This is a genomic window from Lachnospira multipara ATCC 19207, assembly GCF_000424105.1.
Taxonomy (GTDB): domain Bacteria; phylum Bacillota; class Clostridia; order Lachnospirales; family Lachnospiraceae; genus Lachnospira; species Lachnospira multipara.
Map to the genome: position 1 here is coordinate 64,455 of NZ_AUJG01000005.1, position 14,264 is coordinate 78,718.

At 36.3% G+C, this 14,264-nt stretch carries 10 protein-coding genes; 2 read left to right on the plus strand and 8 right to left on the minus strand.

Features of this window, described 5'->3' with window-relative positions; translation table 11 throughout:
* Positions 1-256: 256 nt before the first annotated feature.
* Both argJ and argC read right to left on the minus strand, forming a co-directional pair.
* Positions 257-1,486, minus strand: a complete 1,230-nt coding sequence (gene argJ / locus G600_RS0106225; RefSeq protein ID WP_034245774.1) for a bifunctional glutamate N-acetyltransferase/amino-acid acetyltransferase ArgJ — start codon at positions 1,484-1,486, stop codon at positions 257-259.
* Positions 1,487-1,912: 426 nt separating this feature from the next.
* On the minus strand, positions 1,913-2,959 hold the full coding sequence (argC, locus tag G600_RS0106230) for an N-acetyl-gamma-glutamyl-phosphate reductase (RefSeq protein ID WP_027431173.1): 1,047 nt from the start codon (positions 2,957-2,959) through the stop codon (positions 1,913-1,915).
* Positions 2,960-3,248: 289 nt separating this feature from the next.
* Here argC and G600_RS0106235 point away from each other — a divergent pair, with 289 nt between their 5' ends.
* Positions 3,249-4,463 carry an argininosuccinate synthase gene (locus G600_RS0106235; protein ID WP_027431174.1) on the plus strand — a complete coding sequence of 405 codons (1,215 nt, stop codon included), beginning with the start codon at positions 3,249-3,251 and terminating at the stop codon, positions 4,461-4,463.
* Between the two features lie 237 nt (positions 4,464-4,700).
* Here G600_RS0106235 and glyA read toward each other — a convergent pair whose 3' ends face one another.
* Positions 4,701-5,942: a serine hydroxymethyltransferase gene (gene glyA / locus G600_RS0106240; protein WP_027431175.1), complete on the minus strand. Its 1,242-nt coding sequence runs from the start codon at positions 5,940-5,942 to the stop codon at positions 4,701-4,703.
* Between the two features lie 258 nt (positions 5,943-6,200).
* The gene (aspS, locus tag G600_RS0106245; protein ID WP_027431176.1) at positions 6,201-8,012 is read right to left on the minus strand and encodes an aspartate--tRNA ligase; all 1,812 of its coding nucleotides are present in this window, start codon (positions 8,010-8,012) and stop codon (positions 6,201-6,203) included.
* 270 nt (positions 8,013-8,282) lie between these two features.
* On the opposite strand from aspS, the gene G600_RS13935 reads away from it, so the two are divergent.
* Positions 8,283-9,686, plus strand: coding sequence for an MATE family efflux transporter (locus G600_RS13935; protein ID WP_051195396.1), 1,404 nt, complete (start codon positions 8,283-8,285; stop codon positions 9,684-9,686).
* An 86-nt stretch (positions 9,687-9,772) separates the two neighbouring features.
* Here the strand turns inward: G600_RS13935 and G600_RS0106255 are convergent, their stop codons facing one another.
* From G600_RS0106255 to G600_RS13950, 4 genes are all read right to left on the minus strand, one after another.
* Positions 9,773-10,108: a hypothetical protein gene (locus G600_RS0106255; protein ID WP_027431177.1), complete on the minus strand. Its 336-nt coding sequence runs from the start codon at positions 10,106-10,108 to the stop codon at positions 9,773-9,775.
* Positions 10,109-10,133: 25 nt separating this feature from the next.
* Positions 10,134-11,333, minus strand: a complete 1,200-nt coding sequence (locus G600_RS13940) for a CapA family protein (protein ID WP_051195397.1) — start codon at positions 11,331-11,333, stop codon at positions 10,134-10,136.
* 176 nt (positions 11,334-11,509) lie between these two features.
* Positions 11,510-12,835: a polysaccharide deacetylase family protein gene (locus G600_RS13945; RefSeq protein ID WP_051195398.1), complete on the minus strand. Its 1,326-nt coding sequence runs from the start codon at positions 12,833-12,835 to the stop codon at positions 11,510-11,512.
* 40 nt (positions 12,836-12,875) lie between these two features.
* Positions 12,876-14,144, minus strand: a complete 1,269-nt coding sequence (locus tag G600_RS13950) for an alpha-amylase family glycosyl hydrolase (RefSeq protein WP_051195399.1) — start codon at positions 14,142-14,144, stop codon at positions 12,876-12,878.
* Between the last annotated feature and the right edge of the window lie 120 nt (positions 14,145-14,264).

A 14,264-nucleotide genomic window follows, 5' to 3' on the forward strand; every position in this document is an offset into this window, starting at 1 on the left:
TTTTCCCATATTTGATTCTTTTGAACGCAGTGTAAGCAATCCCCCGCTTCAAAAGCGTAAGCTTTAAGCGGGGGTATAAAGCTTACTAGTGTCAGAAGGGGTTAAAGCCCCTTCTGACAGGTGGCACAAAGTGCCACTGCGTTCATGAGGAAATAGCGAAGCGGATTCCGAATGTCCGCTTTACAATGTAACTAGGTCTTTAAGTTTTCCTCTAACTTAGCTAGCTAACGGTCTTCGTTAACTTACAAAGACTAAATTAACTTCTATAATCTGCGTTAATCTTTACATAGTCAAAAGTTAAATCACAGCCCCATGCAGTTGCGTCATATTCCCCATCTTTAACATCACAAATTGCAACAACTGGATTTTGTGAAAGAATCTTAGTTGCCTCATCCTCACTATAATCTGTAGCAACCCCATCCTTTACAATCTGTAGCTTACCTGCAGCACTTTCAAAGAAAATGTCCACCTTCTCAGGATCAAACTCAGCCCCTGAATAACCAAGAGCACAAAGGATTCTACCCCAGTTAGCATCATGTCCAAAGATTGCTGCCTTAGTTAAATTAGAAGTAATAACAGACTTTGCTAAAATCTTCGCATCCTGCTTTGTCTTTGCATTTTTAAGCTGACATTCAAAAAGACAAGTAGCACCCTCGCCATCTCCTGCGATTTTCTTTGAAAGCTCAGTTAAAACATAGGATAAGCCTTCATAGAAATTCTTGTAATCCTCATTTTTAGATACAATTTTCTCATTATTAGCCAAGCCATTAGCCAAAACTAAAACTGTATCGTTAGTAGATGTATCCCCATCAACAGAAATCATGTTAAAGGAATCATCTACAATAGCTGATGTAGCTTCCTGAAGTAACTTCTTATCAATTGCAGCATCAGTAGTAATAAAGCAAAGCATTGTAGCCATGTTTGGATGAATCATACCAGCACCCTTACACATACCACCAATAGTAACTTTCTTTCCAGAAAGTTCCACTTCAACTGCCACTTCCTTAGGCTTAGTATCAGTAGTCATAATAGCAACAGCAGCTTTGTTAGCAGCCTCTCTAGTCTCCTCTAAACTAGGGGCCATAGCCTTAATACCATTGCAAATCTCTGTCATAGGAAGCTGTGCACCAATAACACCTGTAGAAGCCACTAAACAAGAATTAACAGGCACTGAAAGTGCCTCACTAATAGCCTCAGCCTCCATAAGACAAGCATCGTCGCCCTCTTTACCAGTACAAGCATTAGCAACACCAGAATTAATAACTACAGCTCTAGCTAAATCCTCACTATAAACTCTTGCCTTATCCCATTTAACAGGCGCTGCAAAAACCTTGTTTAAGGTAAATGTACCAGCTGTAACACAGCCAACTTTTGAAAAGATGAAAGCCATATCATCTTTAGTAGAATTCTTCTTTATCCCAGCATGAGTGCTAGCAGCAGCAAAGCCATTAGCTGCAGTAACACCACCATCAATAATCTTAACCATATTTCCTCCTATATAATTACTCTTTTTTATTTATCCGGTAGGCAACAGCGTAGCGCTTTGCCGTATGTTTATCTCCTCCCGGCTATTCCTCATTCCCGGTAGGCAACAGCGTAGCGCTTTGCCGTATGTTTATCTCCTCCCGGCTATTCCTCATTCCCGGATTGGCTCCCACCTCCGACGGGAGTTCCTCATCGCCGGGGGTGTTGTGTGGCGGTAGCAGGGGTGAAGCAGAGATGATTTTTTGGAGCCTTCTAAGGCCGTCGGCACTAGTTTTCCCTTCTTCACCAAGGAAGCGAAAACTTCCACTTGGGGAAGAGCAAGGGAAAACTAAGTACCGCTACGAGCCTTAGAGCGCGCAAGCCTGCTCCCAAAAAATCAGACTCTGCGCAACCCCTGCGTCCACCACCCCACACACTCTCCCGGAGATTACGGAAATAACGGAGCCATCTTTAGCCCCTCGTTCTCTTCAAACCCAAACATCAAATTCATATTCTGAACTGCCTGTCCTGCAGCTCCCTTCACCAAATTATCAAGAGCACCCATCATAATAAGTCTCTTAGTTCTTGGCTCAATCTTAAATCCAATATCTACAAAGTTGCTACCCTCAACCCAACGAGTCTCTGGGCAAACATCCTTTTCAAGAACTCTTATAAAGAATTCCTTACCATAATACTTATCGTAAACTGCCTTAACCTCTTCGTAACTAACTTCCTTTGTAAGATTTGCATAAGCAGTTACCAAAATACCTCTATTCATAGGTACAAGATGAGGTGTGAAAATAAGTTTAATATCATCTCTATTAACCGCATAACCTAACTGTTCTTCGATTTCTGGTGTATGTCTATGTGTTCCAACGCCATAAGCCTTCATGCTTTCATTGACCTCGCAGAAAAGGTTATTAACCTTAGCTCCACGACCAGCACCTGAAGTACCACTCTTAGCATCAATAATAATTGTATCTGGATCAATGATTCCTTCCTTAACCATTGGATATAATGTAAGAATTGATGTAGTTGTATAACAACCAGGATTAGCAATAATTCTTGTATTCTTATTTACCTTATGTCTATTAATTTCACAAAGACCATAAACTGCTTCATTAATGAACTGTGGTGCCTTATGTTCAATCTTGTACCACTCTTCATAAATCTTTACATCCTTTAATCTAAAGTCTGCTGATAAATCAATGATCTTTGTTCTTGATAAAATGTCTTCATTAACTAAAGAAGCACATAAGCCCTGTGGTGTTGCTGTAAATATAACATCAACTTCCTTTGCTAAAGCATCCATGTTGTCATCTAAACACTTAGCATCAACAAGTCTAAACATGTTTCTATATACATCAGAATATTTTTGATCAATGTAACTTCTTGAGCCTAACCAAACAATTTCCACATCCTTATGTCCTAATAATAATCTGACAAGTTCATTGCCAGCATAACCAGTCGCGCCTATAATTCCTACTTTTACCATAGTTTGTCGACCTCCCATGCATAATATTCATTGTGAATGAATAAATATTCATTCGATAAGTTTCATTATAGCAAGTTTTTTTCAGATGTAAAGGGGTTTTGGCTAAAATTAATATTATGCATAAATATTCAAAAATAATGCATAAAAATACAAAATATACATTTTTTCTATTGCATTTTGAAATAATGTGGTATATCATAATGAACAAGAAGTTAGTTATTGCCGATAATAATTAACTTTTAGAATAGACAGGGAAACCTAACCTGTATTTTTTGGAGGAAAGAAAATCATGAAAGAGAAAGTTATTTTAGCTTATTCAGGCGGACTTGATACAACTGCCATCATTCCTTGGTTAAAGGAAAATTTCGATTATGAAGTAATTTGTGTTTGTGCTGACTGTGGTCAGGAAGAAGAGTTAGATGGCTTAGAGGAAAGAGCTATTTCATGTGGTGCTAGCAAGCTCTACATCGAAGATTTAACTGATGAATTCTGTGATGATTATATTGTTCCATGTGTTCAGGCACATGCAGTATATGAAAATAAATATTTACTTGGTACTTCAATGGCAAGACCTCTTATTGCTAAGAGATTAGTAGAAATCGCTCGTAAGGAAGGCGCTACAGCAATTTGTCATGGTGCTACAGGTAAGGGTAACGATCAGATTAGATTTGAACTTACAATTAAGGCTCTTGCACCAGATATCAAGATTATTGCAGCTTGGAGAAATGAAAAGTGGACAATGCAGTCTCGTGAGGATGAGATTGAATATTGTAAGCAGCATGGAATCAACCTTCCATTCTCAGCTGACACAAGCTATAGCCGTGATAGAAACATTTGGCATATCAGCCATGAAGGTCTTGAACTTGAAGATCCAGCAAATGAGCCAAACTACGATCATTTACTTGTATTATCTCAGACACCTGAGAAGGCTCCAGATGAAGGTGAATATGTAACAATCGACTTTGAAGCAGGTGTTCCAAAGAAGGTTAACGGTCAGGCTATGAAGGTTTCTGATATTATTAGAACTCTTAATAAGCTTGGTGGTAAGCATGGTATTGGTATCATCGATATCGTTGAAAACCGTGTTGTTGGTATGAAGTCTCGTGGTGTTTATGAAACTCCTGGTGGAACAATTCTTTACGAAGCACATCAGCAGCTTGAAGAGTTAGTTCTTGATAGAGATACAACAACAATGAAGCTTGATATGGGTAACAAGTTTGCTCAGATCGTTTACGAAGGAAAGTGGGAAACTCCTCTTCGTGAAGCTTGCCAGGCTTTCATTGAGTCAACTCAGAAGAATGTAACAGGTCAGGTTAAATTCAAGCTCTACAAGGGTAACATCATCAAGGCTGGTACAACTTCACCATATTCACTTTATAACGAATCTATCGCATCATTTACAACAGGTGACCTTTACGATCATCACGATGCAGAAGGTTTTATCAACCTCTTTGGTTTATCACTTAAGGTTCGTGCTATGAAGGAAGCTGAGAACAATAAGTAATTATCCGATTTTAGGAAAATGTGTCTAATAGGGAAATAGATTTATAGAAAAATGTACGTAAATAAAGCACTAGGAAATTTTGAGAAATCAAGCTTTCCTAGTGTTTTTTACTTAATAATAAAAAAACCGCAGGGACAAGCCCTGCGGTGATATTTAAAAATAAACAAAACAGAATTATTAAAACTTAGATTTAAGGAATCTCTTCCATATACTTAAAATGCAAATCGCATTCTTATCTTATTCGTAAAGTGGGTACTTATCTGTAAGACCCTTAACAAGTTCCATAGCCTTAGCCTTATTAGCATCAACATCGTCAACAAGGAGAGCAATAGCTTCTGCTACTACATCCATATCAGCTTCGTTGAAGCCTCTAGTTGTAACTGCTGCTGTACCAAGTCTGATACCACTTGTTACAAATGGAGAAGCTGGATCGTTAGGAATTGTGTTCTTGTTACATGTAATGTTAGCTGCATCAAGAAGCTTTTCAACTTCCTTACCAGTCTTATTCTTAGAAAGTAAGTTAACTAACATAAGATGGTTATCTGTACCACCTGAAACAAGATCAAAGCCTCTGCTTGTAAGACCGTTAGCAAGTGCCTTAGCGTTCTTAACAATATTTTCAGCATATACCTTGAAACTTGGATCAAGTGCTTCCTTTAAGCAGACAGCCTTAGCTGCGATAACGTGCATTAAAGGTCCACCCTGTGTACCTGGGAATACTGACTTATTAAGCTTGTGCTCTTCAGCAAATTCCTGTGATGATAAAATCATACCACCTCTTGGTCCACGAAGTGTCTTATGTGTTGTAGTTGTTACAACATGAGCATATGGAATTGGGCTTGGATGAGCACCACCAGCTACAAGGCCAGCAATATGTGCCATATCTACAAAGAGGTAAGCACCAACTTCATCTGCAATTTCTCTAAATCTCTTAAAGTCAATTGTTCTTGCATAAGCAGAAGCACCTGCGATAATCATCTTAGGCTTGCATTCCTTAGCAATTCTTTCAACTTCATCATAATCAATAAATCCATCAGCTGTAACACCGTAAGGAACGATGTTAAAGTAGCTACCAGAAATATTAGCTGCTGAACCGTGTGATAAATGTCCACCACAGTCAAGGCTCATACCCATAACTGTTTCACCTGGCTTAACAAGTGCATAGAACACTGCCATATTAGCCTGTGCACCTGAATGAGGCTGAACGTTAACGTATGTACAACCAAAAAGCTTCTTAGCTCTTTCAATTGCTAAGTTTTCAACTACGTCAACATATTCACATCCACCGTAATATCTCTTAGCTGGGTAACCTTCAGCATACTTGTTAGTAAGTGGGCTTCCCATAGCAGCCATAACAGCCTTGCTTACTAAATTCTCAGAAGCAATAAGCTCAATATGACTTCTCTGTCTTGCAAGTTCATCATCCATAGCCTTAGCTAAATCTGGATCAAAACTTGACACTTCATTAAATGAATACATACAAATCCTCCCAAATTGTGATTCGTAAAGACTTTCTAGGTTTAAAAGTCCTTACGATTATTTATATTATAATAACTAGAGTTCATAAGTCAATTAATTTTAAAAGTATATAAGGATTGATAATCTCATTTTTTAAATCTCTAATTAATATCTAACAAATCTAAGCAATCAAAAAGGAGCCTTGTGGGGCTCCTTTCCTAAACGTCTCATGCCACTTATCAAATGCAAAATTTAACAGTAACATAAACTTAATATTTATTAGTTTTCTTCAGACTTTTCTTCTGTCTCTTCCTTAGCAATATCAATACTTAATTCCTTGAGCTGCTTTTCATCAACAACATCTGGTGCGTTAGTAAGGAGACAGCTTGCATCCTTAACCTTAGGGAAGGCAATAACGTCACGGATTGAATCGCGCTTAGCCATAAGCATTACAAGTCTATCAAGACCATATGCTAAACCAGCGTGTGGTGGAACACCATACTTGAAGGCATCAAGTAAGAATCCGAACTTCTCATTAGCTGTTTCTTCTGTAAGGCCAAGAGCCTTAAACATACGTGACTGAATATCAGCCTGGTGAATTCTTACTGAACCACCACCGATTTCTGTACCGTTAAGTACGATATCGTAAGCCTTAGCACGTACTGCACCTGGATCAGATTCAAGCTTATCTAAATCTTCATCCATAGGCATTGTGAATGGATGGTGCATTGCTACCCATCTTTCTTCCTCATCTGACCATTCAAACTGAGGGAATTCTGTTACCCATAAGAATTTATAATCGTTCTTATCAAGTAAGCCCATCTTATCAGCAAGCTCAACTCTTAATGCACCAAGTACATTCCAAACGATCTTATTTCTATCAGCTGCAAAGAGTAATAAATCACCCTTCTCACCGTCAAGAGACTTAACTAAGGCATCCATTTCTTCATCAGTCATAAACTTAGCAAATGAAGACTTATATGTACCATCTTCATTAATGCAAATATAAGCTAAACCCTTAGCTCCATAACCCTTAGCAAAATCAACTAAAGCGTCAATCTTCTTACGAGGCATGCTGCCCTGACCCTTTGCATTAATACCACGAACTGAACCGCCATTTTCAAGAGCTGATGTAAATACACTAAAGCCACAATTCTTAACGATTTCAGATACGTCATGAAGTTCCATACCAAAACGAAGGTCTGGCTTATCAGAACCAAATCTATCCATAGCTTCCTGCCATGTCATTCTCTGAATTGGAAGCTGTACATCAACATTAAGCACTTCCTTGAAAAGATGTGCAAGTAATCTTTCGTTAACATCGATTACATCATCAACATCAACAAATGATAATTCCATATCGATCTGAGTAAATTCAGGCTGTCTATCAGCTCTTAAATCTTCATCTCTGAAACATCTTGCAATCTGCATATATCTATCATAACCAGAGCACATAAGCATCTGCTTAAATAACTGAGGTGACTGAGGAAGAGCATAGAATTTACCTGGATGAACTCTTGATGGAACTAAATAATCTCTAGCACCTTCTGGTGTAGACTTAGTAAGCATTGGAGTTTCAATCTCAAGGAAGCCTTCATTTGCAAGGAATGCTCTTGTTAATGTAGCAACCTGGCTTCTCATAATAATGTTAGACTGAATATCAGGTCTTCTTAAGTCAAGACATCTATACTTAAGTCTAATATCTTCCTTAGTTGGAATATTCTCTTCAATTGGGAAAGGAGGTGTCTCAGATTCTGAAAGAATTCTAAGAGACTCCGCGATAACTTCAATATCACCAGTCTTTAAATTCTCATTTACGGCACCTGAACGCTTATTAACTGTACCCTCTACAGCAATAACGAATTCGTTACGAAGTGTATAAGCTTTATCAAAGCCTTCCTTACCAATTACATTTTCATCGAAAAGGATCTGTAAAAGACCACTTCTATCTCTTAAATCTACGAAAATTAAAGCACCTAAATTTCTTCTTTTTTGTACCCAACCCATAACTGTAACTTTTTCTCCAACATTAGCGCTAGATACTTCAGTACATCTATGAGTTCTTTTCAAACCTACCATTGACTCTGCCATGATTAGTTACCTCTTTCTACCTATTTAACTCATCTAATATAAGTCATAAAACACAACCTTTATAATAATAAATTCTTGGCTATTTGTAAAGCAGACTTTAACAAGTTCTAGTGCATAAAAAAATTGTTAAAAATCTAATATTTCCCAATCTTTTTTGCGTTAAAGCGTTGGCTTGATATAGCTATGTTTCCAATGATATAGTATCAAACGATTCAATGAACGAACTACAAATGTCCGTCTTAGAAAGAATATAGTTTAAGGAATGAGAAAATGAAAAATTTTACGAAAGGTCCAATTTTGCCGCAAATGTTACTCTTTAGTTTACCTCTTGTGTTTACTAATTTGTTACAGGTACTATTTAACCTATGTGATGTGGCAGTAGTTGGAAGATTTGCAGGCTCTAATGCCCTAGGAAGCGTTGGCTCATCAGTAATTTTAGTCCAACTCTTTCTTGCCTTTATAATCGGAATGAGTGGTAGTATAAATGTACTTACCGCCCTACATATCGGAGCCAAGAATAAAAAAGAATTATCAGAAACAGTACATACAAGTATTATTATTAGTTTTGTTGAAGGCGTTATTATCCTATTAATAGGAGTTTTCTTTTCACCAATTATATTAAGACTTTTAGGAACTAAGAATGAGTTAATTGAAGGTGCAATTATTTATGCAAGAATATGTTCCATTGGTATGCCAGCCCTTGGTATTTATAATTGGGGAAATGCCATCTTATCCGCAGCAGGTAACACTAAAAAGCCACTTTATTTTTTATCAATTAGTGGTGTGATAAATATTATTCTAAATTTATTTTTTGTAATTATTTGCCATCTTAGTGTGGCAGGAGTTGCCCTTGCAAGTGTGATTTCCCAATACGCACTAGCAGTTATGATTATTGTTACTATGCTTAAAGAAAAGCAAGACTTTAGACTTGAGCTTAAGAAAATAAGAATCACTAAATCAAAGGTTCCAACTATTACAAAACTAGGAATTTTATCAGGTTTTCAAAGTGCGGTTTTCCATTTTGCAAATCTCTTTGTTCAAGCTGGTGTTAATAGTTTTGATGCTATATTGGTTTCAGGAAATTCTGCTGCCACTAACGCTGATAGCATTATTTTTGAAAGTATGGCTGCCTTTAATACTGCAGGTGCAACCTTTATAGGACAAAATTACGGCGCAAGAGATAAAAAAAGAATGCGAACTAGTTATTTAACAAGTCTATTTTTGTCCATGGGACTTGGTCTACTACTTGGTAGCCTTTTACTAGTATTTGATAGAGAATTCCTATCTTTATTCTCTTCAGAACCAGCTGTAATCGATGCAGGTCTAAAGAGACTAAACATCATGGCCCTTTGTTATTTTTTATCAGCCCTTATGGACTGTACTATTGCTGCCTCAAGAGCAATTCATAAAACAGGAGTTCCTACATTCATTGTAATTATGGGATCTTGTGTATTTAGAGTTTTATGGGTAAAGACTGTATTTGCCTTTATAGGCACTATCCCATCCCTCTATTTACTATATCCATTCTCCTTTATAATTACAGGTGTTGCTGAAATTGCCTACTTTGTTTACTGTTATAAGAAGCTTTACTTTAAATCTGAATCGATAATTAACAGCCATAAATCAAGCTTTGATATGAATGGAAAGCCTTATTTTAAAGAGCATTTGACATAAAACTTATAAAGAAAAAATCTCTTCTACTGGATAATCCAGTTAGAAGAGATTTTTTATCTTCTTTTACTATTCGTTTTTTAAATCAATTACTTATCCTTTGTAGATAATTCTTCTAAACGTAATTGTATGAGTTTTTCTGATATCTCATCTGGAACATTCCAACTTTTTCCCGTTTCATTAAAAAAATATTTTTCAAGTAGTTTTCTACGTTCTGCTATATCCAGAGATTTTATTTTTTTATAATTAAGTACAATTAGTTTATTAATAGCTTTTTCTTCTTCAGGCTCTATTGAATTTTTTAATAATTCCATTTCAAAAGAATTTATACCTAATTTTTCTCCAATATCTACTACTACAGATTTTATCCAAGATAGCTCTGTTAACAATTCTTCTTCAAAATTATCATTAATTAAACCTGCCATTAAATGCTCCTTAAAAAAGATTTTTTTAATGCCACAAATCTCCCCAAACCTTATTAGCTAAATTTACAAGATATTCCTTTGAAAATGTTGCATCCTGTTTTACAATCTCATTTTCACTAGCAAGTTCCTCTGTGTAATCTGCTAGGTCATAAACCGTAATTCCATTTAGCTTACTTGTAACGTGGGATACCACTGCTTTAACTCCATAATCCTTAATTACTACATCACCATTATCATCTCTTGCAAGAGTAACCTCTGCCATGCCGCCAAGCATTCTATTAGCAATGCCTGTTCCGCTTGAAGAAGTCCAGTTTACAAAGTTACCAAGAGAATAATAAACCAACATTTGATGACCTGTAGTCTCATTCGTAAGCATTTCAATTGGCTCTATAACGTGTGGATGTGTGCCAATCACAAGATCTACATCATTTTCAAGAAAAATATTAGTCCACTTTTTTTGTAGGCTATCAGTTTCAAGTAAATATTCTGTTCCCCAGTGAGGGCAAACAATAACGAAATCAGCTATCTCCTTGGCTCTCTTTATATCACTAACCACCTGATCCTCATCAAGTAAATTGACTGCATAAGGCATATCCGATGGAAGAGAAATTCCATTAGTTCCGTAAGTATAGTTAAGAATAGCAATCTTCATGCCATCCTTCTCATAAACGTAGATAATATCTCTATCTTCTCTAGTTTCATTAACTCCTAAAACTGCCACATCCGGATAGTTTTTCTTCCAGTTATCTATACAATTTAAAAGGCCTGTTTTACCCTTATCAAGGGCGTGATTTGTGGCATGTAAAATAACATTGAAGCCTGTATTTACTAAATTAGTTGCCAAATTATAGGAACAGTTAAAGGCTGGATAGCCAGAAATCCCAAGATCTTCTCCGCCAATAATAACCTCTTGATTAACTAGACTAAGATCGGCCTTTTCAATGGATTCTTTTTCATTTTCAAAAATAGCAGAATAATCATATTCGCCGTTCTCCTGAAGGCTATATTCTTCAATTCTATCATGAAGTAAAATATCCCCCACCATGATTAAACTGATTTCACTAGGCTCTGCCTCTGTAGTTTCTTCTGTTAATACTTCGCTTTCAGAATTTGTTTCATTAGTGACTTCCTCTTTTTTACTAGAACAAGCAACTAGTGATAAGCAAAGTAAAACTGCCATTAAACTAATGGCAGTTACTTGTTTTAATAATCTTTTAATTAACATTTGTAACTCCCTCTTTAAAAATTAATTTAAATCATAATCGTTAGACTAAACGTAGGATTTATCTCAGTTTTACTAACTTTAACAAATCCCGCCTAAGATATACAAAAACATTTTATAATTTTTTTAACATTAAATCAATCTTTTAAAGAAGTTTAAAACTATTGGCCATAGTCGCCTTAATTTGCTGGTGTTGAATGTACCATAGGTGAACTTGTATCTAGTGGAAGGAATGTATAACCATTTGCCAATCCCCAAACAATTATATCTTCCACAGCATCTACACTAAAGCCTTTAATGTCATGCTGTAAAACCACTGACACATTTCTATTGGCAATTCCTGTTGTAACATTATTATAAACTGAATCCCTTGTCTGTACTCCACCTGCATCTCCTGATGAAACATTCCAATCGCAATACCTATAGCCCATATTGCTAAGCGCACTTGTAAGTCTAGACATGATGCCTATGTTGTAATGCCTACTTACAGTATTATCTGTGCCGCCAGGAAAACGAACTATTGAAGGCGCCTTACCTGTTTGATTAATAATAATCTCTCGCATAGCATTTAAGTCATTAAAATAAGCTTCCTCACTTGAGTATATTTCTGAATACTTATGAGAATAAGAATGTATTGCTACTGTATGGCCTCTTCTAGCTTCCTCAGCAATTAAGTATTGATAAGCCGGATATTGATTTGTTACAAAAAATGTTGCCTTTACATTATACTTATCTAAAACATCTAAAAGACTAGATGTATACTTATATGGTCCATCATCAAAGGTTAAATAAACTACCTTATTCCCTGGATTTCTTGTTTGTTCTAGAGTTTGTTGTTGATAAACATATATCTTTCTTGTGGCAGTTCCTGTATTATTTGAGGAATCTGTAACAGAATAATTGATGTTATAGACGCCTATTTTACTTGTATCTAAGTTGTTAGTACTAGTCACATTTGCAGTTAAATCACCATCATAATTATCACTTGCACTAAAGCCAGGATCTGTGTAGTTCTCACCAAGTTTTAAATAAATCGTATTATCTCCCACAAGACTAATTACGGGAGCATCTAAATCCACCACATTTACCACGCGGATAAGCTCTAAAGTGTTTCCGTCTACATCTTCAAGGCTATAGCTTACCTCATAGCTACCCAGCTGGCTGCTGTCTACATTAGAGCTAATAAATACATTTTCAGAAATATCCCCTAAATACTCGTCCCATGCCTTAACTCCTGGGTCTATATATGTTTCTCCCAGGGAAATGTTTAGGCTAGCCTCCCCCTTTAATGAAAATAGGCGAGGTACAGCCTGCTCCGTCTCAAGCTCTACATTTTCCACAACCCCAGCCTTTAAATGCTTACTTGTATTAGACTCTTCAATAGCAAAGGCTCCAATAGTTAAAATTAGGGCTAGTAATGCCACAAGCCCAATAGATATTGTGGCAGTTCGTAGATATAAAAATTTCTTATTACTTTTCTTATTGTTATTCTTCTTCTCCTTCACATAAATCCCCCCAATCTATTTCAACTTTCTTTTAAGTAAATTATATAAGTATCCTTAGGCCAAAAGGCTCTAGGGTAAAGTGCTCACCCGCCACGTTAAACTCGTATGGATTTTCATCTGCATTTATGAAAATGAAAACGCTCTCACCTTCATAGCTTCTCTTAAAGGCACACTGCCTATTTGTAATCATTAAATCGGTGAAATCCCCGTAGTTTAGGGCTTTGCTCTTAGTTTTAAACTTAGCAAGTTCTGCTATATATTCTGTAAGCTCATTAAATTCTGGCTTATCAAAGGCCGCTCTTAATTCGTAATCCCCGTAGTTTTTCTCTCCCTTAGCGCCCCACTCGCTTCCATAGTAGATGCAAGGAATGCCAGGCATTGTAAAGATAAAGGCAAACATAAGCTTTAAATGCTCTGGTCTTTGAATAATTGAGGCCGCCCTTGTAACATCGTGATTGTCTATAAAGCTTAGCAAATGTTTTCCCTTATAAAGTGTCCAATCCTCCGGACCAAACTGTCTTTTTAGGGAATGCATGATTTCAAAGAGATTCATGCTATTTAAACTTGAATGAATACCCTTATAACACTCATAATTAGTTGCAGAGTGGCACATATCATCTGCCATTATAGTTTTATAGTCTCCGCCTAAAATCTCTCCTAACAAGAAGAAATCAGCCTTTAAACCATCTGTGTAACTTCTAAGTCTCTTTAAAAAATTCCTATCAAGTAAATAAGCTACATCAAGTCTAATTCCATCAATATCAAAATCCTCCACCCAGATCTTTACTGATTCTAGAAGATAGTTTACAACCTCTTCATTTGAAAGATTTAGCTTTACCAAGTCATAACAACCTTCCCAGCCTTCATACCACAAACCATCGTTAAACTCTGAATTTCCTCCAAAGTTTATGTTAAACCAATCCTTGTATTTAGAATTTTCCCTATTTTTTATGACATCACGGAAAGCAAAGAAACCTCTGCCTACATGATTAAAAACCCCGTCTATAACCACCTTAATTCCTCTATCATGAAGTCTTTTAACTAAATCGGTAAAATCCTTATTAGTACCTAGTCTTCTGTCTATAAGGCGATAATCCCTTGTATTATAGCCATGTGAATCAGATTCAAAAATTGGTGAAAAATAAATAGCATTGATCCCTAGTTTCTCAAAATGATCAAGCCAATCCTCATCGATCTTTGCTAATCTATTAGTTACCTTAAAATCTGCTTCTACATCATCATTTTCCCTGGGTGCACCAAGCATTCCTATGGGGAAAATCTGATAAAATACGCTTTCATAAGCCCACATAGTTAGTAACCCCCTAATATTTTATTTAAGTTTAAGTCCTCACAAAAACTCAAACAATTATATTTTCATCTAAAATTATTATATAATTTTTTCTCTTACTATACAAATAAAATTCACACA